Annotated in this window: 27 protein-coding genes and 1 riboswitch; of the genes, 14 read left to right on the plus strand and 13 right to left on the minus strand. The window is 61.4% G+C overall.

Annotated features, from left to right (window positions below):
- Positions 1–90: 90 nt before the first annotated feature.
- The 3 genes from AC1PUL_RS13105 to AC1PUL_RS13115 form a co-directional block, all read right to left on the minus strand.
- Positions 91–510: a BA14K family protein gene (locus tag AC1PUL_RS13105; protein ID WP_480464609.1), complete on the minus strand. Its 420-nt coding sequence runs from the start codon at positions 508–510 to the stop codon at positions 91–93.
- A gap of 224 nt (positions 511–734) precedes the next feature.
- Positions 735–1817, minus strand: coding sequence for an FAD-binding oxidoreductase (locus AC1PUL_RS13110; RefSeq protein ID WP_480464610.1), 1083 nt, complete (start codon positions 1815–1817; stop codon positions 735–737).
- A gap of 2 nt (positions 1818–1819) precedes the next feature.
- Positions 1820–3064 carry an aromatic ring-hydroxylating oxygenase subunit alpha gene (locus AC1PUL_RS13115; protein WP_480464611.1) on the minus strand — a complete coding sequence of 415 codons (1245 nt, stop codon included), beginning with the start codon at positions 3062–3064 and terminating at the stop codon, positions 1820–1822.
- A 102-nt stretch (positions 3065–3166) separates the two neighbouring features.
- Positions 3167–3364, minus strand: a riboswitch (cobalamin riboswitch).
- A 303-nt stretch (positions 3365–3667) separates the two neighbouring features.
- Between AC1PUL_RS13115 and AC1PUL_RS13120 the strand changes: the two genes are divergently transcribed.
- Complete coding sequence (locus AC1PUL_RS13120; protein ID WP_480464612.1) at positions 3668–4273, plus strand: DUF6656 family protein; 606 nt, start codon at positions 3668–3670, stop codon at positions 4271–4273.
- Positions 4274–4289: 16 nt separating this feature from the next.
- Here AC1PUL_RS13120 and AC1PUL_RS13125 read toward each other — a convergent pair whose 3' ends face one another.
- Entirely contained in the window at positions 4290–5369 is a 1080-nt protein-coding gene (locus AC1PUL_RS13125) for a GGDEF domain-containing protein (RefSeq protein ID WP_480464613.1), read from the minus strand.
- A 219-nt stretch (positions 5370–5588) separates the two neighbouring features.
- Here AC1PUL_RS13125 and AC1PUL_RS13130 point away from each other — a divergent pair, with 219 nt between their 5' ends.
- From AC1PUL_RS13130 to AC1PUL_RS13140, 3 genes are read left to right on the plus strand one after another with little or no spacing between them, the layout of a single operon-like run.
- Positions 5589–6581: an L-threonylcarbamoyladenylate synthase gene (locus AC1PUL_RS13130; protein WP_480464614.1), complete on the plus strand. Its 993-nt coding sequence runs from the start codon at positions 5589–5591 to the stop codon at positions 6579–6581.
- Entirely contained in the window at positions 6578–8014 is a 1437-nt protein-coding gene (locus AC1PUL_RS13135; RefSeq protein ID WP_480464615.1) for an FAD-binding oxidoreductase, read from the plus strand. The genes AC1PUL_RS13130 and AC1PUL_RS13135 overlap by 4 nt, the downstream gene beginning before the upstream one ends.
- Positions 8015–8018: 4 nt before the next feature.
- Positions 8019–8405 (plus strand): winged helix-turn-helix domain-containing protein, encoded by a 387-nt coding sequence (locus AC1PUL_RS13140; protein ID WP_480464616.1) that lies wholly within the window; start codon positions 8019–8021, stop codon positions 8403–8405.
- Between the two features lie 17 nt (positions 8406–8422).
- Here AC1PUL_RS13140 and modC read toward each other — a convergent pair whose 3' ends face one another.
- From modC to AC1PUL_RS13160, 4 genes are all read right to left on the minus strand, one after another.
- Positions 8423–9508 (minus strand): molybdenum ABC transporter ATP-binding protein, encoded by a 1086-nt coding sequence (modC, locus tag AC1PUL_RS13145; protein WP_480464617.1) that lies wholly within the window; start codon positions 9506–9508, stop codon positions 8423–8425.
- Positions 9508–10200, minus strand: coding sequence for a molybdate ABC transporter permease subunit (modB, locus tag AC1PUL_RS13150; RefSeq protein ID WP_480464618.1), 693 nt, complete (start codon positions 10198–10200; stop codon positions 9508–9510). The genes modC and modB overlap by 1 nt, the downstream gene beginning before the upstream one ends.
- A gap of 33 nt (positions 10201–10233) precedes the next feature.
- The gene (gene modA, locus AC1PUL_RS13155) at positions 10234–11034 is read right to left on the minus strand and encodes a molybdate ABC transporter substrate-binding protein (RefSeq protein ID WP_480464619.1); all 801 of its coding nucleotides are present in this window, start codon (positions 11032–11034) and stop codon (positions 10234–10236) included.
- 95 nt (positions 11035–11129) lie between these two features.
- The gene (locus AC1PUL_RS13160; protein ID WP_480464620.1) at positions 11130–13361 is read right to left on the minus strand and encodes a DUF1217 domain-containing protein; all 2232 of its coding nucleotides are present in this window, start codon (positions 13359–13361) and stop codon (positions 11130–11132) included.
- Between the two features lie 304 nt (positions 13362–13665).
- Between AC1PUL_RS13160 and AC1PUL_RS13165 the strand changes: the two genes are divergently transcribed.
- Positions 13666–14232 carry a DUF6101 family protein gene (locus tag AC1PUL_RS13165; RefSeq protein WP_480464621.1) on the plus strand — a complete coding sequence of 189 codons (567 nt, stop codon included), beginning with the start codon at positions 13666–13668 and terminating at the stop codon, positions 14230–14232.
- A 131-nt stretch (positions 14233–14363) separates the two neighbouring features.
- Here AC1PUL_RS13165 and ubiA read toward each other — a convergent pair whose 3' ends face one another.
- Both ubiA and AC1PUL_RS13175 read right to left on the minus strand, forming a co-directional pair.
- Positions 14364–15317, minus strand: a complete 954-nt coding sequence (gene ubiA / locus AC1PUL_RS13170) for a 4-hydroxybenzoate octaprenyltransferase (protein ID WP_480464622.1) — start codon at positions 15315–15317, stop codon at positions 14364–14366.
- An 81-nt stretch (positions 15318–15398) separates the two neighbouring features.
- Positions 15399–16196: a MipA/OmpV family protein gene (locus tag AC1PUL_RS13175; protein ID WP_480464623.1), complete on the minus strand. Its 798-nt coding sequence runs from the start codon at positions 16194–16196 to the stop codon at positions 15399–15401.
- Positions 16197–16503: 307 nt separating this feature from the next.
- Between AC1PUL_RS13175 and AC1PUL_RS13180 the strand changes: the two genes are divergently transcribed.
- From AC1PUL_RS13180 to AC1PUL_RS13190, 3 genes are all read left to right on the plus strand, one after another.
- A complete protein-coding gene (locus AC1PUL_RS13180) occupies positions 16504–17391 on the plus strand; it encodes a branched-chain amino acid aminotransferase (protein WP_480464624.1) in 888 nt (295 codons plus the stop codon).
- An 86-nt stretch (positions 17392–17477) separates the two neighbouring features.
- The gene (locus AC1PUL_RS13185) at positions 17478–19586 is read left to right on the plus strand and encodes a S9 family peptidase (protein ID WP_480464625.1); all 2109 of its coding nucleotides are present in this window, start codon (positions 17478–17480) and stop codon (positions 19584–19586) included.
- A gap of 223 nt (positions 19587–19809) precedes the next feature.
- Positions 19810–20127 (plus strand): hypothetical protein, encoded by a 318-nt coding sequence (locus AC1PUL_RS13190; protein ID WP_480464626.1) that lies wholly within the window; start codon positions 19810–19812, stop codon positions 20125–20127.
- Positions 20128–20195: 68 nt separating this feature from the next.
- Here AC1PUL_RS13190 and AC1PUL_RS13195 read toward each other — a convergent pair whose 3' ends face one another.
- Positions 20196–20921: a cation efflux transmembrane domain-containing protein gene (locus tag AC1PUL_RS13195; RefSeq protein ID WP_480464627.1), complete on the minus strand. Its 726-nt coding sequence runs from the start codon at positions 20919–20921 to the stop codon at positions 20196–20198.
- Between the two features lie 81 nt (positions 20922–21002).
- On the opposite strand from AC1PUL_RS13195, the gene AC1PUL_RS13200 reads away from it, so the two are divergent.
- The 6 genes from AC1PUL_RS13200 (at position 21003) to AC1PUL_RS13225 (ending at position 23867) form a co-directional block, all read left to right on the plus strand.
- Positions 21003–21416 carry a MerR family transcriptional regulator gene (locus tag AC1PUL_RS13200; RefSeq protein WP_480464628.1) on the plus strand — a complete coding sequence of 138 codons (414 nt, stop codon included), beginning with the start codon at positions 21003–21005 and terminating at the stop codon, positions 21414–21416.
- 10 nt (positions 21417–21426) lie between these two features.
- Entirely contained in the window at positions 21427–21885 is a 459-nt protein-coding gene (locus AC1PUL_RS13205; RefSeq protein WP_480464629.1) for a cupin domain-containing protein, read from the plus strand.
- 38 nt (positions 21886–21923) lie between these two features.
- A complete protein-coding gene (locus AC1PUL_RS13210) occupies positions 21924–22220 on the plus strand; it encodes a toxin-antitoxin system TumE family protein (protein ID WP_480464630.1) in 297 nt (98 codons plus the stop codon).
- Positions 22193–22549 carry an HVO_A0114 family putative DNA-binding protein gene (locus AC1PUL_RS13215; RefSeq protein WP_480464631.1) on the plus strand — a complete coding sequence of 119 codons (357 nt, stop codon included), beginning with the start codon at positions 22193–22195 and terminating at the stop codon, positions 22547–22549. The genes AC1PUL_RS13210 and AC1PUL_RS13215 overlap by 28 nt, the downstream gene beginning before the upstream one ends.
- A 229-nt stretch (positions 22550–22778) precedes the next feature.
- Positions 22779–23267 carry an N-acetyltransferase family protein gene (locus tag AC1PUL_RS13220; RefSeq protein WP_480464632.1) on the plus strand — a complete coding sequence of 163 codons (489 nt, stop codon included), beginning with the start codon at positions 22779–22781 and terminating at the stop codon, positions 23265–23267.
- 30 nt (positions 23268–23297) lie between these two features.
- Positions 23298–23867 carry a DJ-1/PfpI family protein gene (locus AC1PUL_RS13225; RefSeq protein ID WP_480464633.1) on the plus strand — a complete coding sequence of 190 codons (570 nt, stop codon included), beginning with the start codon at positions 23298–23300 and terminating at the stop codon, positions 23865–23867.
- A 15-nt stretch (positions 23868–23882) separates the two neighbouring features.
- On the opposite strand, the gene AC1PUL_RS13230 is transcribed toward AC1PUL_RS13225, so the two are convergent.
- Positions 23883–24107, minus strand: a complete 225-nt coding sequence (locus tag AC1PUL_RS13230) for a hypothetical protein (protein ID WP_113460664.1) — start codon at positions 24105–24107, stop codon at positions 23883–23885.
- Positions 24108–24183: 76 nt separating this feature from the next.
- The gene (locus AC1PUL_RS13235; RefSeq protein WP_480464634.1) at positions 24184–25101 is read right to left on the minus strand and encodes a cytochrome c; all 918 of its coding nucleotides are present in this window, start codon (positions 25099–25101) and stop codon (positions 24184–24186) included.
- Between the last annotated feature and the right edge of the window lie 20 nt (positions 25102–25121).

Here is a 25121-nt window from a genome sequence, read left to right on the forward strand (position 1 = left end):
TTCGCGCCCGACGCATGGCGGCACCAGGACAGTGCGGGCGCACCAGTGCCCGTCAACGCGGATGCATGAGTTTTGTTCCTGCGACCGGCATCAATAGTAGGGCGAATAGCACTGCTGGCGGGGGCCGTGATACGGCTGAAACGTGTTGCTGCGCCAATGATAGGAGCGATAGCGCTCGGCGCACCAGCTGTGGTGTTTCGGATTGATGTCGCCCCGGTAATTCACGACATGCCGACGCTGGATCGGATAATCGACGATCACCCCTGCCCGCATGGAGCGCGGGGAGAACCAAAGCCCATTGTGATAAACATATCCCGGCCGATGCACGCGATGGCCATAGACCCGTTGGCCATGATGACGCGAATACACGGTGACCCGCTCGTAATGCCGATAGCTGGTTTGGCGTTCGTAGATGCGGACTTCGATGCCACCGGCATTCGCCGCATTCCCGGTCATCATGAAACCGGTCACGGCAAGGCATGCGGCGGCAAGAGCAGAAACAAGCTTCATGCGTGATCCCCCTTTGACTGAACCTCCACTCGCCTGCACCGGCCATCATGGCCGATCAGACCCGACCGCAGCGCGCGGCAGGAGGCTCCATCAGAGGATGCTAATCGGGGCGCTCTCGAGCGGCAAGAGGCCACGCCACATCGCAGAGCCGCAGAGACGACGAGAGGGCGAATCCGGCCCGGAATCGCCCCCTTCTCACGTGCAATTGATCGCGGAGGCGATGCTTAGGCTTCGATTTCGATGTCGCCCTTCGGCCGCGAACAGCAGGCGAGGATGTAGCCCTCGTCGATCTCGTCATCGAGAATGCCGCCATTGTGGTCCATCTCGACCTCGCCCGAGAGCTTCATGACCTTGCAGGTGCCGCAGAGACCGGATTCACAGGCAGCCCCGATGCGCACACCGGCGGCGCGGGCCGCCTGCAGCACGGTATGGCCGGGCGCGCAGAGACCGTCCTTGCCGGACATGGCAAAGGTGACCTTGGTCGGCTGCTCGCCATCGGCATACACAACGACTTCAGGCAGCTCCGGCTTGACCGGCTGGAAGGCTTCCTCGTGATACTGCTTCATGTCGAAGCCGGCACCTTCGAGCGCTTCGCGGACGGTCGCCATGAAGGGCGCCGGGCCGCAGCAAAAGACGGTGCGCTCAAGGAAATCGGGGGCAAGCAGCGCGATCTTCGCCTTGTCGATGCGGCCCTTCAAGCCCGACCAGAGCTGGCCGCGCGAGACCTGCTCGACGATGAAGCCCAGCGTCAGATGCGGCATCTCGCGGGCCTTGGCCTCAAGCTCCCAGCGGAAAATGATGTCGTCGGGCGAGCGGGCACAGTTCAGGAAAGTGATGTCGCTGTCGGGGGCCCGGTCGCTCATGTCGCGGGTCATCGACATCATCGGCGTGATGCCGGAGCCGGCGGAGATGAAGAGATACTTCTTGCCCGGATACTTGGCATAGGAGAAGTCGCCGAGCGGACCGAAAGCCTTTAGCGCCATGCCGGGCTTCAGATTGTCGAACATCCAGCGGGTGCCGATTGAATCCTTCTGCGCCTTGACCGTGACCGCGACCGTATAGGGCCTGGAGGGGCTGGAGGAAAGCGTGTAGGTGCGCATCACCGGCTCAGGCCCGACGGGGATTTCCAGCGTGACGAACTGGCCCGGCATGTAGCGGAACCACAGGTTCGGCTTGTTCGGCTTGAAGGTGAAGGTCATCACGTCTGCGGCCTCAGGCGTGACGGCGACGCATTCGAGGAGATGCTCCCGGTCTGACCAGGGGCGCATCTCGTCGACATGACGATACTGGGTGACGGCGATGTTCATGATCAAGCCACCGCAGACAGGCGGGCCTTGTCGCCCTGCAGGCGGCCCGTCATGAAGTTGGAATACCATTCGACGAACTGCATGACGCCGCCTTCGTGATCGACGGAATAGGGACCGGGCTCATAGGCCGGCGAGCGGATGCCGAAGGCGTTTTCCTCGACGATCGAGCGGTCCTGGTCGTTGGTCATGTTCCAGACATGGGTCAGCTCTTCCAAGTCGTAATCGACGCCTTCGACGGCATCCTTGTTGACCAGCCAGGTGGTGGTGACGGCGGTCTCTTCCGCCGAGATCGGCAGGACGCGGAAGGAGATCGCGTGGTCGCCGAGGATGTGGTTCCAGGTCGTCGGATAGTGGAAGAGCAGCATGGTGCCGATATGGCTGATCGGCACGTCGGCGGAAAGCGGCTTCTTCACGGCGCGCTTGCCGGACATGGTGTAGCTCTCGGCATCCTGTATCAGCGGCATGCGGGCGGTGCGGAACTGGCCAGACGGGTCCATCTTGAACTCGGACGGTAGACCGGCGGCCTCGCAGCGGGCCCAGTGCTCGGAAATGAACGGGTCGTCGCCTGCCCCTTGCACGCCGGTTGCGGTCGGGGCTTCCGGATAGGTGCGGCAGAGTTCGGGATGGTTGCTGGCGCAGTGGTAGCATTCGCGGTTGTTTTCCCAGACGAGCTTCCAGTTGCCCTTTTCGATGATCGTGTTCTTGTGGGCGACCTTTGCCTCCCAGAGGCGATGCGGCGCAAGGTACGGTTCGATCGAGGCGCGGACGGGGGTGAAATCGGCAGGCTCATTGGCGAGGCAGACGAAGATATAGCCGCCGACGCTTTCGCAATGCACGGTCTTCAGGCCGAATTCGGCCTTGTCGAAGGTCTCGCCCATCTGGCGGGCGAAGACGAGCGAACCGTCGAGATCATAGGTCCAGTTGTGATAGGGGCAGACGAGCTTGGCAGCCGCCCCCTTGTCCTTGGTGCAGACGCGGTGGCCGCGATGGCGACAGGTGTTGTGGAAGGCGCGGATGACCTGATCCTTGCCGCGCACCACGACAACGGGGTAATCGCCGATCTGGGCGGTGAAATAGTTGCCGGCGCGCGGGATCTCGCAGTCGTGGCCAATGAACAGCCAGTCGCGATACCAGATCATTTCCATGTCGAGCTTGAAGTAATCCTGATCGATATAGAAGGGCTGTTCGAGCGAGAAGCCTTCGCGGCGGTTCTTCAGCTGGCGCAGCACGGTGGCCTGCAGGTCCATGTCGTCCTCGTTTTCAAAAACTCGGGGGAGAAAAGAGCACAGCCTGTCGTCGCCTTGAGAAGGCGGTGCGCATAGCTATCTCCGGTCGCCCTCCGCAACCTCAAATGTCCGTCTGCCGAGGCTGGTTTCCGGGCTCAGGAGCATCCTTGCGGATCAGACCGACGCCTTCCCAGGTCTCCCCCCAGTGGCAATGTGTCGGTCCTTCACTCCACCACCGTTGCGGGGGCAGCGCCGGATTTTGACCGGCTTCCCGATTTCCCGCCCCCTTAGGAGGGCAGCACCTCGAGCTTCACTGCATCTAATCACAGGCCAGCGCCACACGCTGCGCTGCGAAACGACACGGCGGAAATCGTTTGCGACATCCCACAGACGGTGTGGATTCAGGCCAAGTCGCCAAATTTCTCATTCTTTTCCGACATCTGCGCGCGAGCAAAACACCAGGCGCCAAAAAGCGTGGCGCAAACGAGCGATCGACAAGGATTTTTCCGATTTGCGCTGCGGCAAGCCTCGCGAAACCTCGACAACGCAGAATACCGTCAAATCATGATTAACCATGCTGCGCTAAGCTCAAGCAGTCAGTCCGGGTACCGTCAGAGCGTCGAGATGCAGAAACTGAGATACTACGCGGCTCCCAAAGGGGAAACGAAATCGGCGCCGCCCGCCAAGGCTGTCCATACCGAGTTCCTCAGAACCGGTCGGATCTCGCGTAGCCGCGAGGACTGGCTGCCGGATGAGCGCCGTTATCTCACCTATGAAGAGGTCGCGGAGCGGACGGGTAAACGCCTGGAGCGGGCTGCCGAGACGACGCATGAGCGGATCAACGGCTTTCACCGCTCCATCAAGTTTCCCAAGATCATCTTTCACCGCACCCTGAACAACAGCCCGCATCTGGGCTATTGCCACGTCACGGCAGCGCGAACGAATTTCGCCCAATATGCGGATGTGAAATGGGCCTTCTACATCGCCAACTTCTTTGCGGAGCTTGGCGGCGAAGAGGTGTTCTTCGAGCAGATCAAGCAGAATTACGGGCGGATGTATTTCGCCGTTGCAATCAAGCCGGAAGCGGAAGCGAAGTCGATGACGATCGACCGGTCAATCCGAGACAATGGTTTGCTGTTCCAGACGGTCGATCCGAAAGAAGCACTTCGAAACGTGCTGATGCTCGGCGCGCGTGACGCCGAGCTCAGGAAGATTATCGCCAAACTCTAGGGGAAGGCTGCGGCGCTCAGGCGCCGAAACCGCCGACCGGCTTCTTCTTGTAGAGCAGCCAATCCTTCGAGACGTAGTCGCTCACCCCATAGATCGTCACGGTATCGCCGCCGGCGGCCTTGGAGGTTGCAAGGGCCTTTTCAGCAAAATTGGTGAAATCGAAGGCGTTCGGGGCCTGTTCCGAGAAGCAGATGCCGAAGGACATGCCGAGCTGGCCGAGACGGGCGCCGCTCGACGAGCCAACGAAATTCGTGGCCTTCAGCTTGGCGCGCACGAGTTCGACGACGCGGCTGACTTCTTCCTGATCAGACGTATAGAGAAGCAGGCCGAAGCGGCCGGCATCGAAGCGGCAGGCCAAATCACCACCGCCGGAGACGGCTTCGAGCACCTTGGCAACCTGCATCAGGAAGCGTTCGGCAACCGCCGGGCCCATCTGTTCCTGGATGCGAGCATAATCGTCGATCTCACCGATCGCGACACCACACAGGAGGGGCATCTCCGGGTTTGCATAGACCTTGGCGATGGCCTTGTTGAAAGCACGGCGGGAGGCAAGCCGGGTCACCGGGTCAACGAATTTCGCCGCTTCCGCCTCTTCCGCCTCGCGCTGGAGATCGGCAAGGGCGGCCGTCTTGTCGACGACGGCACGCACCACATTGCTGTTCTGGTGCGCGCGCTTTTCGGTCGCGGCCTTCAGCATCTTGATCGACTGGCCAAGCGGGGTGCCCTCGAGATCGGCTTCCGTCAGGATGGTCTTGGAGGCGTGGCCGATGACGCGGCCGTAATCGGTCAGCGAAATCTTCTCTTCGTTGAGGAGCGAGATGAAATTGCTCATTTCGGCGCGAACCTGGCCGTTCTGGCGGCTCAGCAAACCGTCTTCATGGTGATGGGGCAGATACTTGCGGCCGAGCTCGTCGAGCGCTTCCTGGGTTTTGACCTTACCGAGCGCGATGAACTCACGCACAAGTTCCGGATTGCTGCCTGAATAGGCTTCATAGACCAGTTCGTAATTGCGTGGCAGACCGTCGATGCCCATCTGATGCATGGCGGTCGCGACGCGAAGCGCAATGCTGGCGGCCGGGTTCTTCACTTGCTGCATCTGTCCAATTCCCCGAATGAGGCTTTCCGTCTCTTAATCGCGACGATAGGCCAACATTTCTTTCTTTCGGTTACGCCGGTGATTAAAATTCGAACGGTTTGCCCATCCCCTTTAAAAAATAGGGTGGAATCTGCCGGTTTCGCTGTGGAAAAAAGAACTTTGCCGCCCCGCCCTGCTCAGGATAAGGACGAGCGATTGATGGCAGGAAGGCTGAAAAACATGGCGCGGATCATCCCGATCGCTACTGAGAAGGACAAGGTGGAGGCCATCGCGGCGGCGACGGAGGTGCTGATGCGCCAGCGTCCCGTGGCCATCCCGACCGAGACCGTCTACGGGCTTGCAGCCGATGCGACGCATCCCGCCGCCATCACCTCGATCTATGAGACCAAGGGCCGTCCACGTTTCAACCCGCTGATCTGCCACATGTCGGATCTTGCCATGGCCGAGCACTATGCCGTGTTCGATCCGCTCTCACGGCAGCTGGCGGCAGCCTTCTGGCCCGGACCGCTGACCATCGTTTTGCCGCTCAAGGAGAATTCGGGCATTCATCCGCTGGCGACGGCAGGTCTCGATACGGTCGGTATCCGTGTGCCCGTCGGCTTCACGGCAGAGCTGATTCGCAGTCTCGGGCGGCCGCTGGCGGCCCCGAGTGCCAATTCCTCCGGCCGTATCAGTCCGACCACCGCGCAACATGTCGAAGCGGATCTCGGCGGCAAGATCGACGTGATCGTCGATGGCGGCCCCTGCCCCGTCGGTGTGGAATCAACCATCGTGAAGGTCGAAAGCGGTGAAATCCGCCTGCTTCGGCCTGGCGGCATCGATGCCGAGGCGATCGAGGCGGTGACGGGCAAGCGTGTGGTGCGCCCCAAGGCCTCCGGCACGGCGGCGATCGAGGCGCCGGGCATGCTTGCCTCCCATTATGCACCTGACGCCTCGGTGCGGCTTCATGCGACAACGGTGGCAGAGGGCGAAGCCTTGATCGCCTTCGGTCCCGGCGACATATCGGGCGCGTCAACGGCAAAAGCGGTGTTCAATCTGAGCCCTCGCGGAGACCTGAGAGAGGCGGCCAGCAATCTCTTCGATTTTCTGAAGAAGGCGGATGCGAGCGGTGCAACCGGCATTGCCGTCCAGTCCATTCCCGAGGAAGGTCTGGGTGAAGCCATCAATGACCGGCTGATGCGGGCGGCAGCGCCGCGCGGCACGGAGGGATGAACAGGATGACCATCAGCATGAGCCTTGCAGAACGTCTGCGCGCCTTCATCGACATTGTCGGCGAAGCCAACGCCCTGACCAGGCCCGAGGACATCAAGCCCTATCTCACCGAAAACCGTGGCCTCTATCATGGCGCCTCGCCACTGGTGCTGAAGCCGGGTTCGACGGCGGAGGTCTCGGCCATCCTCAAGCTTGCGTCCGACACCGGAACGGCGATCGTGCCGGTCAGCGGTCGCACCGGGCTTGTCGGCGGTCAGGTGCCGCGTGAGGAAAGCCAGGACGTGCTGCTTTCACTGGAGCGGATGAACAAGATCCGGGAAGTCGATCCCGTGGCCGACGTGATCGTTGCCGATGGCGGCGCGATTCTCGCTGATGTGCAGAAGGCGGCGGAGGCGCATGACCGGCTCTTTCCACTGTCGCTCGGGTCGGAAGGCTCCTGCCGGATCGGCGGCAATCTTGCCACCAATGCCGGCGGCACCGCCGTTCTCGCCTATGGCAATATGCGCCAGCTCTGCCTCGGCCTTGAAGTGGTGCTGCCGACGGGTGAGATCTGGGACGGGTTGCGGCGTCTGAAGAAGGACAATAGCGGCTACGACCTGCGCGACCTGTTCATCGGCGCCGAGGGAACGCTTGGGGTGATTACCGGGGCGGTGCTGAAGATGTATCCGCGTCCGCGCGGAAAGCAGGTCGCCTATGTCGGCCTTGCCTCGCCGGAGGCCGCCCTTCAGCTGTTCGAGAAGGCGTCGCAGCGCTGCGGCTCGGCGCTCACGGGCTTCGAGCTGATGCCGCGGATCGGCATCGAGTTCACGACGAAGCACATTCCGGGTGTCCGCGATCCGCTCGCCTCGGTGCATCCCTGGTATGCGCTGGTCGACATCTCGACCTCGGATTCGGCCGAGACGGCGGAAACGATGATGCAGGAGTTGCTGGCGGAGGCCTTCGAGGCCGGGCTCGTTTCGGATGCAGCAATCGCTGCTTCGCTTACCCAGCAGGATGCCTTCTGGCACCTGCGCGAGAGCATGTCCGAAGCGCAGAAGCCGGAGGGCGGGTCGATCAAACATGACGTCTCTGTGCCCGTCTCGCGCATCCCGGCCTTCCTTGAGGAGGCGGATGCTGCCGTGCATGCGCTGATCCCGGATGCCCGCATCTGCGCCTTCGGCCATCTCGGCGACGGCAATATCCACTACAACATCAGCCAGCCCGTCGGTGCCGACAAGGCGGCGTTCATCGCCCGCTGGCGCGAGGTCAACGCCGTCGTGCATGCGGTCGTGCACAAACATACGGGCTCGATTTCGGCCGAGCATGGCGTGGGTCAGCTGAAGCGCGACGAACTCGTGGCAAGCCGTCCGGCGATCGAGACCGAGCTGATGCGGCGCATCAAGCAGGCCTTTGACCCCGCCGGCATCATGAACCCCGGCAAGGTAATCGGCTGATCCGATGCCCGACGCCCCTCGCCTCTCGCTCAGGATCGACCTTTCCAACGGCGCAAGGCTCGGGCCGGGCAAGGCGCAGCTGCTGGCACTGATCGAGGAACATGGATCGATCCGGGCAGCGGGAGCAGCCATGGGCATGTCCTATCGGCGGGCCTGGCTCTTGGCCGACGAGATCAACCGGATGTTCCGCGAGCCGTCGATCTTCACCCGTCACGGCGGGAAAAGCGGCGGTGGCGCGGGTCTGACGCCGTTCGGCGAGACCTTGCTCAAAGCCTGCCGGCGGATGGATGCGGAGAGCCGCAAGGCGCTCTCGACGGATCTCGACTGGCTTCAGAGCATGCAGGCGCTGGATTTCGTTGCCGAAGGACGGAAGGCCGACGACGAAGGCTGAAAGCCAAGCGACCGAGTTTACCCTTGCGCCTTCCGGAAGAGGCCTTCCGAAGCGATCGACACAGTCTTGAACAGCAGATGTACCGGCTTGCCGGGGGCGAGCGCCAACTGGCGCAGCGATCGTCGGGTGACTTCGGCGACAAACGTCTGGCCCTGACAGTCGACTGTGATGGTCGCGCTCCCGCCGGTTCCTTCCACGATCTCGACGACTTCACCGGAGAGGCGATTGAGCGCGGACAGGCCGTCTCCTGCCTCCGTCGCGACGACGATATCGGAGACGGGCACGAAAACGCGGACGCGGGTGCCTGTTGGCAGAGAGGTTTGCCGCAGCAGGATCGGGCCGGCTTGCGACAGGGCTTCCGTCAGGCCGTCGTCCTCATGATGGGCTATGATCTCGGCTTCGATGAAATTGCCGGCGGGGAGGTCGCCTGAGGCGCGGACCACGGTCGCCAGGGCTTCGTCGGGGCGACCGACGGCGCGGGCTTTCCCATGATCGAAGGTGACCACCGCATTGGCGAGGCGTGCGACCTCCTCGACGGAATGGCTGACATAGAGGATCGGCACGCCGAACTCGTCGCGGATGCGCTCGATATAGGGGAGGATCTGCGCCTTCAGCGCACCGTCGAGAGCCGAGAGCGGCTCATCCATCAAGAGCAGCTTTGGGCTTGCCATCAGGGCACGGCCGAGCGCGACGCGCTGCTTTTCACCGCCGGAGAGATGGGACGGGCGCCGGGCGAGCAGATCGGCGATGCCCAGCAGCGTGGCGATGCGGGCCAGATCCTCGCGGCGCTCGCTGCGCGGCAGCAAGCGTTCGCCGTAGCGCAGGTTCTGGACGACCGTCAGGTGTGGGAACAGGCGCCCCTCCTGAAAGACATAACCGATGCGGCGGCGGTGCGGCGGCAGGAAGGTCGAGGCGTCGCTCCAGATCTCGCCGTTGAAGGCAATGCGCCCCTCCTGTGGCCGGATCAGGCCGGCAACAGCGTTGATCAGCGTCGTCTTGCCGGAGCCGGAGGCGCCGAAGAGGGCGGTCAGCCCCTCGCCAAGCGTGATATCGGCTTGAAGCGTGAAGTCTCCCTGGCGATGGCGGATGGCGAGTTCCAGCATCAGGCGGCTCCCACGCGGGCGGCGATGCGGCGCGACAGGAATTCGGAGGCGATCAGGGCACCGAGCGAGAGGACGATCGATATCAATGTCAGGCGCATGGCTGCCAGATCGCCGCCGGGCACCTGGGTATAGGTGTAGATCGCCGAGGCGAGCGTCTGGGTCTCCCCGGGAATGTTGGAGACGAAGGTAATCGTCGCGCCGAACTCGCCCATCGATTTGGCGAAGGCGAGGATCGCGCCGGCGGCGATTCCGGGCAGGATCAGCGGCAAGGTGACGGTGAAGAAGACGTAAGCCGGTCGGGCGCCGAGCGTGGCGGCGGCGGCCTCAAGCCGACGATCCACCGCATCAAGCGACAGGCGGATGGAGCGGACGAGCAGCGGGAAACCCATGACGGCGGCAGCCAGCGCGGCGCCCGTCCAGCGGAAGGAGAAGACGAGGCCGAAGGTCTGCTCAAGGAAGGCGCCAACCGTGCCGCGCCTGCCGAAGGTGATCAGCAGCAGATAACCGGTGACGACAGGCGGCAGGATCAGCGGCAGATGCACGAGGCCGTTCAGAAGCGACTTGCCCCAGAATTCGCGGCGCGACAGAAGCCAGGCGACCAGCAGCCCCAGCGGCAGCGAAAAGACCACGGCAACGGCCGCGACCTTCAGGCTCAACAGCATCGCGGTCCATTCTTCGGCCGTCAGGGTCAAGAGCAGGTTCCCGGATGCTGGGTCATGGCAAGGTCAGTTGGTCTTGGCCAGCACGGTAAAGCCGGCGGCGGTGAAGATGGCATGGGCATCGGCGCCCTGCAAGTAAGCGAGGAACTCGGCCGCGCGGGGGGTGTTGCTGTCAGTCGTCAGAGCTGCCGGGTAGACAATCGCAGGGTGGCTTGTCTCGGGGAAGCGATCCAGGATCTTCACCGAGGGATCAACCCTGGCATCGGTCTCGTAGACGATGCCAAGCGGCGCCTCACCGCGCGAGACGAGCAGGAGGGCGGCACGGACATTTTCGGCTTGCGCTACCTTGTCCTTGACGCTCTCCCAGACGCCGAGATTTGTCAGCGCGGCCTTGCCGTAGGTGCCGGCGGGGACAGCATCGACATTGGCCATGGCGAGGCGCTCATTGCCGAGAAGTGCGGCGAGCGGGAAGCCTGACGCGATGGTGGTTGCTGCGGTCGAGTCCTTCGGAGCGACCAGCACAATGCGGTTGCCGAGCAGGTTGACGCGGGTTTCCGTCTTGACCCTGCCGGCCTTGTCGAGATGGTCCATCCATTTGAGATCGGCGGAGATGAAGACATCGGCCGGTGCGCCCTCCTCAATCTGTTTGGCTAGTGCGGAACTGCCGGCGAAGGAGAAGGTGACGTCCGCGCCCCCTGCGGTCTTCCAGGCGGCGGCAATCTTTTCGGCGCTCTCCTTCAGGCTGGCAGCGGCGAAAACAGTCACCGGCTCTTCGGCACGGGCGGAGATCGCGAAGGGGCTGGTCGCAGCAACAGCCATCAGTGCAGCGATTGCAAATGCGGCACTCCTCAGGGCTTGCAGCATCATCTCCCCCCCCCATTCGATATATCCTTCTGGATATATCGATAGCCAAAAACAAACCCGCCGGCAAGATGGCGGCGGGTTGCTTGATCGAACTGTGATCAGGCCTTGAGCTGCGCCAGACTGAACAGGAGATCGGCAGAAATGCTGCCGCCTCCGCCAGCGAGAATTGTGGCAGCCGAGGACGCGCCAACACTGTTTTCCGTGTCGTACATGGCGGTATAGCGCTGCAGGAAGCGTTCGAGCTTGTCGGGATCCTGCAGGTCGGCGAGATCCATATTGTCCTCGATGATGCGGGCCTGCTGGTCGACATCCATGTTGGAGAATTCGTCGGAGTAACCGAAGGTCGTTCGGAAGACGGCCATGAGCGCGTCGTCGGCAATGAGGCCATAGGCATCGGTGACATTCGGTGCGGCGCGCTGGAAGTAGAGCGCAAGACGGACGGCTTCGTTGCTTGCGCCTTCCGTTTCCTCGAGCGTCTGACGCAGGTACTTGTTGACTGTCTCCATCGTCTCCCCGCGCTGCTGGATCGTCCCGATCGTCGCGCGCGTGAGATTGCCATTGGCATCGAAGTTGAAGGAGGCGACAAGCTCGGCCCAACGGTTGTCGGACTGCTGATTGACGAAGCTCCTGCGGTCGGCAAGATCCGATCCGAAGGCCTGCTTGAGGAAGTCGTCGGTCACCGAGTCCGGATCGAGGCCGTAGGCACTGATGACGACGTCGAGAACATCGCGATCTGCCAGCAATTCGGCGACCGTGTCGATCGACTGGATCTTCTCCTGATAGTTTTCCGCCTTCTTGGTCGCAGCCTCCTGCACCGAGGTCTTCTCCGACCCTTCGAGGAAGCGGACCTCGTTGATCACATACTGCTTGGCGATCATCGTTGCAGTCAGGGTGTTGTGGGGCGAGAGCGGAACGCCAGCATTGCCGTTGCTGTCGAAGTTGAAGAGCTTCGACATCTCGATCAGACGGCTGTCCTTGGATTTATTGGCGAAGCTGTTCGGATCGGTAAAATCGCTGGTCAGGGCACGCTTCAGATCGCGGGTCGAGAATTCGTCCGCTTCGAAGCCGAAGGTGCGCTGGAGGACCAGTCGCATCGTGGTATCGGCCAGAAGCTCATCGACGTTTTCAACTTCCCCGATGTTTGTCTTGAAGAGGTTGATCAGGTCGGCCTTCTGCTCTTCATCCACATCATCGTAATAGGTGGAAAAACCGGAATGGGTGGAGGCGAGCTGGGTCGATCCCTGTGCGGTCATACCGGCATCCACCGAGCCGTCGCTGGCAAAGTTGAACTTGCCGGCCAGCGCCACCCATTCGTCGCCGCCATTGGTGGCGGCATAGTTGGACGGATCGGAGGTGTCGCTGGTGACGATCAGCTTGAAGGTGGAAGCCCCCATGAAGTCCAGCTGGAAGGCGGTCTTGACGTAGTTGAACAGGCGCTCGTCGCTGGTCAGCTCATCGACATTGGTGATGGTCGCAATCTTGGATTCGTAGTAGGCGCGCTCGCGCTGGCGATAATAATCGGTGACATAGGTCTGCTCTTCTTCGACATAGAGCGAGACCGTCGCCTCCTTTTGTGCCGCCGTCTGGGCGGTGGCGCCGGACAATGTTCCATCGGCGTTGAAATCGAAGGCCTGGGCAAGCCTCAGGAAATTCGCGGCGTTGGCTGAGCCGTTGGCGACCAGTTGATTGACATAGCTGTTCGGGTCCGAGGTGTCACTGGTCAGCACCTTGGTCAGGTGATCCTTGGTGTAGCGGCCGCTGTCGATCCCATAGGCATCGGAGAGGAAACTCATCAGGCGGCTGTTGTTCACCAGACCACTGACATTGGTCACCTTGTCGATGACTGCCTCATAATAGAACGCTTCCGTCTCAAGCGCATCGCTTTCGCCTGCGAGCGAGGCTTCATATCGCTCAAGCAGGTCGCTTTGCTGCGCATCGGTCTGCAGATCGGTCTTTTCTGCGGAGAATTGGAAGGAGGCGGCGAAGTTGCGATAGCGCTCGTCACTCAAACGATTGGCAAAACTGTTTTCGTCCGAAAGATCGCTTTCCAGAACCTTCTTCATGAAGGCCTTCGCATAGGTGAACTCTTCCATGCCATAGGCCTTCATGGCGTAGGAATAGAGCTGGTAGTCGTCCAGGAACTCATCGACGGTCGTGACCTTGCCGATGTTCTCCTTGAAGTACTCCGTCTGGCGCGTCACGATCGGATCAGAGGCCGTGCGGTTGAGGCTGGCCTTCATGTCACGATTGACGAGATTGTAACTCAGATAGGTCGAGACCATCAGAAATTCCTGCAGAACGGATCGCGCGCGAATCACAGTATGGCGCATAATCCTTGCCTTAAGCTTTATGAAGTCGTGAAGAAGCAAACGGCCTGTCTGACCTGGCGAAAGATTGCCTGGCGTCGTGAGGAAGGCAGTCGTTCCAGGGTGGAACAGAAGTGCTGCGACTTTCACTTTTTCGAAACCGTGAGTGGTACGACAAAACTAACCATTTGACTGCGCAAGGTTTTCTTTACCGCATCTTTTAAGCTGTCTCCAACAGCGGCTGGCTATGTTGCCCCTACAGAGGACGAAAAGTCCCGAACAGACGAGCACATGACGCGCTCTCGGGTAAAACAAGGGTAGCATGAAGATGACGAACACCGTTTTGAAGCCAGCCTGGGCCGGCGCCACTCTGCGTCTGGATCCCTCGCGGTTCCCCCAGCAGGTTACGTATGCTTTGCGCGGCGCTCTGGGCGATGTCACGATCACCATTGACGAGCGCGGAGCCGTCCTGCGCAAGATCCTTCCCGGCAGCGGCCTGCCGCTTTCCTTCGCGCTTCCGACCCGCGCCTTCAAGGGCGTTGCTGCCCGCGCCATCGACCATGGTGATGGTGAGGTCACGGTGACGCTGGAACTGCATCACGAAGATCCGGACCTGTGCATCCCGCTGCTCGTCGCCCATGACCTTTGCGATATCGCCGCCGACTGGCGCGGCTGGGCGGATGCCTTCCGCATTCCGATGCTGATGGTGGAAGCCGATGGCGTTGCCCGTCCGCTCGAGGAACATCTGGGCGAAGTTCGCACCAAGGAGACGCAGCCGCGTCGCCGCCACTCCTATTTCGCCGAGCGCCGCCCGCGCTTCCTCGTGCGCCGCACGACCGGCAAGCTCGGTGTCACCATGAAGATTTCCGGAAAGGAAATCATCGCACGCAACTGATTGCGTCCCAGGACTGAACAGAGACAAGGCCCGGAAGGCGACTTCCGGGCCTTTTACTTTGCGTCTTCGCCCCTCTCGCCCGTTTCAGATCAGGACAGATCGGAAGGCTTCGTTAGAGCGGTTGAAGGGCCTCAGGAGAAGGGAAGCGCGATCACCAAGCCGAGGAAGATGATCAGACCGACCCGGTTGTTCGACTTGAAAAGGGCGAGGCATTGCGCGCCATCGTCGATATCGAGCACCTTGATCTGCCAGGCAAAGAGGCCGGCGGCAATCAACAGAGCGAGGATCGCCGGGAAGGCGGCGCCGGCGACGAGGAAGGCCGAGAGCAAGAGCACGAGCGTCAGGCCATAGAGCCCGGTCAGCCAGATCTTGGTGTCGCGGTCGAAGAGGCGCGCGGTGGAGCGCACGCCGACCAGGGCATCGTCCTCGCGATCCTGATGGGCGTAGATCGTGTCGTAACCGATCGTCCAGGCGACCGCGCCGATATAGAGCAGGACCGCCGCAAGCGACAGATTCCCATGCAGCCCCGCCCAGCCCATCAACCCGCCCCAGGAGAAGGCCAGCCCGAGGAAGAATTGCGGCCAGTCCGTAAACCGCTTGGCGAAGGGATAGATCGCGACAACGGCGAGCGAGAGAATGCCAAGCACGATCGAGAAGGTGTTGAAGCAAAGCAGCACGGCAAGCCCGACGAGCGACTGGACAACCATGAATATCTTGGCATCGCGGCGGCTGATGCGCCCCGACGGCAAGGGGCGCGAGCGGGTGCGGGCCACCTGATTGTCGATGTCGTGGTCGACGAGATCGTTATAGGTGCAGCCGGCGCCGCGCATGGCGACCGAGCCGATGAAGAACAGCACGAGGTGGAAGACGAAGAGCGATAGGCTCAGCCGGTCTTCGGCGGCCAGCGCATTGGCTGCAAGCGCCGATGACCAGAAACAGGGCCACATCAACAGCTGCCAGCCGATCGGACGATCCCAGCGGGCCAGCTGGGCATGTGGCCAGAGCCATCGCGGCAGGATGCGATAGACGAAGTTGTCGGAGGGCGCGTCGATGACGCGATCGATGTTGGGCTCGGTGGTGCTCATGGGCAAACTGATAGAGCATGGGCGGTTCCAAGAAAACCGCCCGCTTCCGTTCGCCCGTCAAAATCGGCTGCGGCCTTTTCGTCAGTCGAAGCTGACGCCGAACTTGTAGCTGGCGGAGACGCCGAACAGCAGCTGGTTTTCGCTGCCCTTCTGGCGCACCAGGCTCGAATCGGCAGCTGGACCCGCCAGCCGCTTGTATTCGGTGAAGGCGCTCATGGTGATCTTCTCGGTGGCGTTCCAGGTGATTGCGCCGCCTGCACCATAAGAGGTTACGCCGCCATCCGGATTATACTGGCTGAGGCCCGATGCTGCGGATTCGGCTGCGTCCACGCCGTAATAGGTGCTGGTGTAGCCGCTGGTGGCGAAGGTCAGGCGGGGACCAGCCGAGATGCGCAGGTCGGGGGCGATATCGGTGAAGGCATCGACGGCGACATCGGCGACAAGGCCGTCATGGGCGCGGATCCCCTGGCGGACTTCGGCGCGGGCGCGCATCCAGTCGGTGACATAGACATCGGCAAAGCCGCCGAGTTCGGCGCCCCACTTCACTTCGGAGAGGCCGCGCAAGGCGTCATCCGTGCCGGCATCCCGTGCACGCACGAATTTGCCGACGACACCGGCGCGCAGCACGTCCGTGTCGTAGATCGCGAAGGATGGATTGTCATTGCGCGATGAGAAACGCGGCGTTCCACCACGGCCGACCGAGATGATCGGCGAGAAGAACAGCTTGTTGTCCTTGGACCCTTCAAAGGTCGGCGCCGAAATGCCGGAGCCGCCGAGGGTCACATACCAGTTGCCGGAGAAGAAGCCTTCGGCAAAGGCCGGAGACGTTGAAAGCGCGAAGGACGCGGTCAAAAGAGCGGCAATCCGTAGCTTGTTCATGAAGACCCCCAAAAGACGCAGAACAAAGGACCCGCAGGCCGCGAGATCATCTTCGTTTAATATTTCAGAAATCTGTTACGGGACCTTTAACCAAACGGATCGCCTGGCCTGGGTCCTGAACAGCACGGGTCGATGATCAGCCCGATTGATCGGTCCATCAGCCAAACTTCTGTATTCACGGCGAAATCGCCCGGTTTTTCAAGGAATGGGCATCTTGGCTGCGGATTTGCGTCACGGAGACTTGTTTCGCCTTGACCTGACAGGCGCAGACGACTTTCCTGCAGTGCAACGAGAACAGGAGATCCTCATGGCCGTCGACACTTCCGCCCGCACCCCCACCTTCACCTATGTTGACGGCGACTGGTTTTCCGGCAATCCGCCGCTGATCGGACCCGTGTCGCATGCGATGTGGCTGGGTTCGACGGTGTTCGACGGCGCGCGCTGGTTCGACGGCATCGCGCCGGATCTCGACCTGCATTGCCAGCGTGTCAACCGCTCGGCCGAGAACATGGGCATGAAGGCCGTGGTGGCGGCCGAAGAAATCGAGCGTCTCGCCTGGGAGGGGATCGCCAAGTTCGATGGCAAGACGGCGATCTACATCAAGCCGATGTATTGGGCCGAACACGGCCAGATGGGCTCGGTCGTCGCGGCCGACCCCGAATCGACCCGTTTCGCGCTTTGCCTCTTCGAGGCACCGATGCACACCGCCAAGCCGTCCTCGCTGACGCTCTCGCCCTTCCGCCGCCCGACGCCGGAATGCGCCATGACCGACGCCAAGACCGGCAGCCTTTATCCGAACTCCGGCCGCATGATCATCGACGCGCGCAAACGCGGCTTCGACAATGCACTGGTGCGCGACATGAATGGCAATGTGGTGGAGACCGCCTCCTCCAACGTCTTCATGGTCAAGGACGGGATTGTCTACACCCCGGCTGCCAACCGCACCTTCCTCGCCGGCATTACCCGTGCCCGCATCATGGGGCTCTTGCGGGAGGCTGGCTTCGACGTGCGCGAGGCGACGCTGTCGGTCGAAGACTTCATGAATGCCGACGAGATCTTCCAGACCGGCAATTATTCCAAGGTGGTGCCGGTGACGCGTCTGGATGACGCGCAGTTCCAGGAAGGTCCTGTCACGCGCAAGGCGCTGGACCTTTACATGGACTGGGCAAAGTCGACCGCCGGCACCGACGGCTGATCTCCGACCGGCGGCGCTTGATCACGCTCGGCCGCCTCTCTATCTCTCGGTGATATCAGCTGTTCCATTTCCCGGAAGGAAATCCCTTGTCCGTCTTCAAGAACCTGCCCTCCCCGCCCGCTGCCGCCAAGAAGCCCGTCACGGACACCCGCCATGGGATTGTCAGGACGGATGATTATGCCTGGCTGCGCGCCGACAACTGGCAGGCGATGTTCAAGGATACCTCCATCCTCGATCCGGAAATCCGCGGATATCTCGAAGCCGAGAATGGCTATATGGAAGCAGCAATGGCCGACACGAAAGAGCTGCAGGGCCAGCTCTTTGCCGAGATGAAGGGCCGCATAAAGGAAGACGACTCGTCGATCCCAATGAAGGACGGCCCGTTCGCCTATGGCTCGGCCTTCGTCACCGGCGGCGAACAGCCGCGCTATTTCCGCATCCCGCGCGACGGCAATCCGAAGGACGAGACCATCCGCGAACTGCTGCTCGACGGCGACAAGGAGGCAACGGGTAAGGACTATTTCCGCCTGTCCGGCATCGATCACACGACAGACCACGCCTTCGGCATCTGGGGCTATGACGACAAGGGCTCGGAATACTACACGCTGCGCATCCGCGATCTCGCCACCAAGCAGGATCTCGACGACGTCTTGGAAAACACCGCCGGCGGTGGGGTCTGGGCGCCTGATGGCAAGAGCTTCTTCTATACCCTGCAGGACGAGAACCATCGTCCGTCCAAGGTCTTCCACCATATCGTCGGTCAGCCGCAGTCGTCCGACCGGCTCGTTTACGAGGAGAAGGATCCCGGCTTCTTCATGGGCGTCGGCGGCTCGTTGCTCGACGATTTCATCTTCATCGACATCCACGACCACGAGACCTCGGAATACCGCATCCTCTCGACCAAGGACCTGACGGCGGAGCCGATGCTGGTCGCCGAGCGCGAGGAAGGCGTGGAGTATTCGATGACGGAAGGCGGCGATGTCTTCTACATCCTGACCAATGCCGACGGCGCGAAGGACTTCAAGATCGTCGAGGCGCCTGTCACCGCACCGGGCAAGGCGAACTGGACAGAGGTCGTGCCGCACGAGCCGGGCCGGCTGATCCTCAACCATATGGCCTTTGCGCGCCATCTCGTCTGGCTGGAGCGCCGCGAGGGCTTACCCGTCATCATGATACGCGACCGCAAGTCGGGCGACGAGCATTCGATCGCCTTTGCCGAGGAAGCCTATTCGCTGGGGCTGCAGGGGGCTGCGGAATACGACACCGATGTCATCCGCTTCTCCTATTCGTCGATGACGACGCCAAGCCAGCTCTTCGACTACAACATGGCAACGCGCGAGCGCACTCTTTTGAAGACGCAGGAAGTGCCATCCGGCCACAAGCCGGAGGACTATGTCACCCGCCGGGTCTTTGCCGAAGCGCATGACGGCGAGAAGGTGCCGGTCACCCTGCTCTACCGGAAGGACACCAAGCTCGACGGCTCCGCCCCCTGCCTGCTCTATGGCTACGGCGCCTATGGCATTACCATCCCAGCCGGCTTTAACACCAATTGCCTGTCGCTCGCCGATCGCGGCTTTGTCTATGCGATTGCCCATATCCGCGGCGGCAAGGACAAGGGTTTTTCCTGGTACGAAGACGGCAAGATGGAAAAGAAGGTCAACACCTTCAAGGACTTCATCTCGGCTGCCGACCACCTGGTGAAGGAGCATTTCACGGCCTATGACCGGATCATTGCCGAAGGCGGGTCTGCCGGCGGCATGCTGATGGGGGCGGTTGCCAATATGGCGCCGGAGAAATTCGCCGGCATCATCGCCGCCGTGCCCTTTGTCGATGTCTTGAACACCATGCTCGACGACACGCTGCCGCTCACCCCGCCGGAATGGCCGGAATGGGGCAATCCCATCGAGTCGGAAGAGGAATATCGCTGGATCGCGGCCTATAGCCCCTACGACAACGTCGAAGCCAAAACCTATCCGCCGATCATCGCGCTTTCGGGCCTCACCGACCCGCGCGTGACCTATTGGGAGCCGACCAAGTGGATCGCGCGGCTACGTGCCACCGCGCCGGCGGCCGGACCGTTCCTGCTCAAGACCAACATGGCCGCCGGCCATGGCGGCAAGTCGGGGCGTTTCCAGCGACTGGAAGAAATCGCGTTCGAATATGCCTATGCGATCAAGGTGGCGGGGAAGATGTGAGGCGGTGGCCTCCGCCCCACCGACTGAGCAATCACGGATTGGTTTTGGGCATTGTATCGAGTTTGGCTGATGCAACGAGGCGCCGCCCATGATTCGGGCGGCGTCCGTACTTTCAGACGCCTCGTTCCGCAAGGGCCAATCGTCATAATGCAATGCGGGACGCAAGCTTCGCGCAAGGTTGAAAGGTTAACAAAAGGTTAATTCTTCAACCGAGGTGTCCGCCATGAGGATCGAAAGCGGCCTGAGCAGCTACTCCTACCAAAGCCGATACGTGCCGAACACGGTCGGCACAGAGGATGCTGCCCCCGAAACGGCAAACACCAATACGCCCCGCGCCAGCGGCGCCAGCACGTTTTCGAGCACGCTTCTCTCCAACCAGCTTGCTTCTGCTCTGTGGACGGTCGAGGGATCCCGCAAGGCGATCGTTGATATCGGCAACAGCCAGAACCGGGATCGCCAGCCGGCGGATTCGCGCGTCCAAATGGTGGAAGCGGCTTACCGCGAATACGAAATCCCTCCTTCGCCCTATCAGGAATTCTGATCCGACGATGCGGTCAAGAAGGCCGGCCGGCATGATGCCTGGCCGGCCTTCTTGCGTTTCGAAGATCGTCAGTGGTGGCGGTGCGCATGAATTGCGCCGTGATCCTGATGTGCGTGATCATGCGCGGAGCCACAGGATGCCTTCTCAGTGCCGCAGCAGGAGGATGACAGCGTGATCGCCTCGCCCGCCTTCCATTCGCGAAAACTCTGCGAGAGGATCTGGACCGAGGAGTTGAGGAACAGCCCCGCCATAATGGCCGCGACGATCAGGTCCGGCCAGGCGGTGGCCGTGCCCCAGACACCCAGGGCCGCGATCATGACGATGACATTGCCGATCGCATCATTGCGCGAGCAGAGCCAGACGGAGCGGACATTGGCGTCGCCATCCTTGTAGGACATCAGCAGCAGCACGCTCGCTACATTGGCGGCAAGCGCGAGGAAGCCGATGACACCCATGACCGGCGCTTCGGGCACACCACCCTGAAAAACCCGCCAGATGGTGGAGCCGAAGACCCAGAGGCCCATCAGAAAAAGGCTCACGCCCTTGGCAGCGGCGGCCATGCTGCGGGTTTTCAGCGAGGCACCGATGACGGCGAGCGAAATGCCATAGGTCACGGCATCGGCGAAGAAATCCAGCGCATCGGCCTGCAGTGCCTGGGAACGGGCGAGCTGGCCCGCAGTCATCTCGACGGCGAACATCACGGCATTGATGGCGATCACCATCCAGAGCCGGCGCTTGTAGGTCTCCGACATGCCGGCGAAGGGGGCGTGGTCATGGCCGCAGGCAGCACTCATTTCAGATATCCTTCAGGTCTTGATGTGGTCATGCATCGACCTTAGGATCTCTAGTGACTAGAGGTTCAAGAGGTTTTTTTCATGTTTTCGATCGGGGATCTGTCACGGCGCGCCGGGGTCAAAGTGCCGACCATCCGCTACTACGAGCAGATGGGGCTGATTTCCGCGCCCGACCGCACGGAAGGCAATCAGCGGCGCTACGAAAAGAGCGACCTGGAGCGGCTGACCTTCATCCGCCATGCGCGGGATCTCGGTTTTCCGATCGAGGCGATCCGTGAATTGCTGACGCTCAGCCGGCATCCGGAAGAGCCCTGCGAGCGGGCGGATCTTATCGCGCGCGAGCAGCTGGAAGAGGTGCGCGAGAAGATTGCGCGGCTAAGGAAGCTGGAGGCGGAACTTGCGCGGATCGTCTCCCATGCAGACTGCCATATAGTCGGCGATTGTTATGTGATCCGGGCGCTCTCCGATCACGGTCTTTGCGAACACGAGCATTGAGGGAAGCAGCATGCCGGTCATCAGATGCGAAGACGCGCCGCTCGAAGAGGGCAAGGGCGAAGGATTGAATGCGGAACTCGGGCCCTATTCCGCCCGCCTGCTGTCCGATGCCGGAGGGCTGACGCAGTTCGGCGCCTTCGTCGAGACGTTGATGCCGGGCGCCATGTCCTCGCACAAACACTGGCACGAGCAGGAGGACGAATTCGTCTATGTGCTCTCGGGAAGGGTGACGCTGAACGAGGGCGATGATCTGACTGAGATGAAACCCGGCGATGCCGCGACGTTCAAGGCGGGCGTCGCCGTCGGCCATAGGCTGGAGAACCACTCGAATGAGCCGGCAACCTATCTCGTGGTGGGGACACGATCGCCTGACGACGTGGTGCATTATGCCGACAAGGATCTGCTGCTGACCAAGGTGGGGTTTGAGAAGCGACTGACGACGAAGGCGGGGGTGGACATAGAGCGGTGATCTTTGACTTTGCTAAGACGTTGGAGTAAAGTCCAACAATGAAGGCGAAAAATCTTCTGAAAACCCGCCGCCACCTTTCCGAGACCGTGTTCATCGACATGAAGGTGTGGCTCGTGCCTGAGAAGGTGCCTGGCAGCGACCACATGTTCAAGTACAGTCTTGCTCTGGTGAGCCAGAATGTATGCATTCTCCGCTACGATAATGAAGCGGGTAAAGGTGACCACAAACATATTGGAGCGACCGAGTTCTCGTATGCCTTCAACGGACTGGATACGCTGCAAGCTGACTTTTGGAAGGATGTGGAGGAATGGCTGAGCGAGAATTCAACAGTGTGACCATCAGCATCTGCTCACTGGAGGAAAGCAAGCAGAGGCTGGCTGCCGCATTCACAGGCGAAGAACAGGGCAATTATATCGAGTTTCCCACTGTTGACGTCCTCTGGAAGGTTCTCACTGCGAAACGTTGGGAGATCCTTCAGGCGATGACGGGTCAGGACGAGATGAGTATTCGTGAGATTGCCCGGCGTGTCGGTCGCGATGTCAAAGCGGTGCATGGCGATGTGCACGCAATGCTATCCGCCGGACTTATCGACAAGACAGCCAGTGGGAACGTGATCTTTCCCTATGACGAGGTCCATGTGGACTTTAGGTTACGGGCTGCCTGAATAGGGTGCTAGAAGAGTGCCCTTCCCCCGTTGACAATCGATTTAAACTGGCGCATCACAGCCGCCATGATCGACATCCGCGCAAACATCACCTGCACGTATTTTTGGGCCTACCGGTAACCGGCGGCCCGACAAGATCTCGTTGTCAACAGGCCGCCGTCAGGCGGCCTTGTTGTTTTTCGGACGACTTTCCCCCTGACGGCACGAAACAAGACCAAGGGAAAGTGACATGACCGAAGATACAGACCTCACCCAGCCCCGCCCGCCGATCGTGGCCATCCGTCACGCCAAGCCGCGCGATCTGCCGGAACTCAACGCCATGATCGCAGCGCTTGCCATGCACCATGGCGACGCGTCTGCCATGACGCCGGATGTGCTGGAACGCGACCTGTTCGGGCCGGCGCCGTGGATCCAGGCTCTGGTGGCCGATAGCGGCGAAGGCCTGATCGGCTATGCCATTCTCGTGCCGCTCTACAAGGCGCAGGAAGGCAAGCGGGGGATGGAGTTGCATCACCTCTTCGTACGCGACGGCCAGCGCGGCAACGGCATCGGCCAGCATCTCGTCGATCGCGCCAAGCAGATTGCACGGGCCTCGGGCTGCGACTTCCTCTCGGTTTCAGCCGCCACCGGCAATTTCGCCGCCCATCGCTTCTACGAAAACATGGACTTCATTCCGCGCCCGGTCACCGGCATGCGTTACCTGCAGGCGCTGAGCTGATCCCAGCCTTCAAGCACGAGGAGACTTCCAATGCCCCGTATCGTGATTGCGCTTCAGAATGACTATGCCGACTGGGAGCCAGCGCTTCTGATGGCGGCCACCCGCTACTGGCTGGATTGCGAGGTCTTGACGGCAAGCCCGGATGGCAAGCCGGTTACCTCCATGGGTGGATTGAAGGTCACGCCCGATATCGGCTTCGACGGCATCAATGCGGACCGGTTCGACGCGCTGATCATTCCCGGCGGCTATGCCTGGGAAAAGGGAGTGGCCTACGACTTTACCGCGCTTGCGACGGCGTTTCGCGACAAGGGCAAGGTGTTGGGCGGGATCTGCGCGGCCGCCAGCGCTCTTGCGGCGACAGGCGTGCTCGATGACGTGGCGCATACCGGAAACGCGCTTGCGTCGCACAAAAAGTATCCCGGCTATCATGGGGAAGCTCGCTATCTCGACCAGCCACAGGCAGCGCGCGACGGAAAGATCGTCACCGCAGCCGGCTCGTCACCGGATACATTTACCATCGAAGTGCTGAAGGCGCTGGATCTGTATGGACCGGAAGCCGAAGCCGAATTGGCAGCCTTTGCGGCGGAACATCGCCGCTGAAAGCGCTTCATCCGCTCAGTGGCGAACCGGCGGATTTTCCGACCATTTCTGCAACGTCGTCTTGATCAGAATGAGCGCTGCCTGCTGGGCGTGATCGCGCTCGCGTGGATCGACGATGGCCGAGAGACGCTTTTCGAAAGCGCGAACCGTTTCATCCACCCAGCGATGCAAAGCGGGGTCCGGATAGTTGTCGAGCAGGGACCGGAGCGCATTCTCCATCCGCCGGCGTTCAATGCTCATGTCCCCTCCGAAGTCCATTCGACGACGGAAAGATGACAGGCAAGGCTTGCGCGATGCTGAACAGAACGGCAGCCAGTTATTGTAAAGCTGGAATGGCCTTCAGATAGGCGGCGATCGCCTCGCGGTCTGCAGCTGTCAACTCGGCCATGTTCTTCTGTACGGACACCATGGAGCCACCGACGCTGTCGTAATCGGGTGTGAAGCCGGTCTCGAGATAGGTGACGATGTCGCCTTCGCTCCAGGACGCCATGCTTTCGGAGCCAGGCGTGATGTTGGGGATCGAGCCCTCTCCGTCCGGATTGGGGCCACCGGCCAGCCACCTGTCGGCCAGAAGGCCACCCAGAAGATTGCGCGGCGTATGGCACTCGCCGCAGTGACCCGGTCCTTCAACCAGATATTGCCCGCGCTTGAGCATGTCGGACGCGTCGGCAAGCTCGACCATCGGCGCGTCGCTGACGAAGAGGAACTTCCAGCCGCCGAGCAGCACACGCTGATTGAAGGGAAAGCCGAGTTCGTGGGCTGGCGCCACGGCATCACTCGCCGGCAGGGTCTTCATGAAGCCGTAGAGGTCGTTGATGTCCTTGGGCGTCATGCGCGCGTAAGAACCATAGGGGAAGGACGGGTAGAGATGTTCGCCCTCGCGTCCGACACCACGGGTCATGGCATCACCAAACTCAGCAAGCGTCCAGGCACCGATGCCAGCTTCGGGGTGGGATGAAATGTTGGGTGCGTGGAAGGTTCCGAAATCGCTTTTCAGCGGCGCACCACCCGAGAGGACAAGCCGCGCATCGCCAGTTGCATCTGACGGAGCGTGACAGCTGGCGCAGCCACCGGCGAAGAAGACCTCACGGCCGTTGGTCAGATCGGGCTCACCGAGATTGGCCCAGACTGCGGGATCCTGGCGCGCCGGCGCGGTGATGAACAGGAAAGCGCCGAAACCGACAGCTCCGAGAGCGGCCAGTCCACCCAGCCCCTTGACCCAAGTCGATGCCATCCCGGCCTCCGTCATTTGAA

This window comes from Rhizobium sp. P43, from assembly GCF_056730705.1.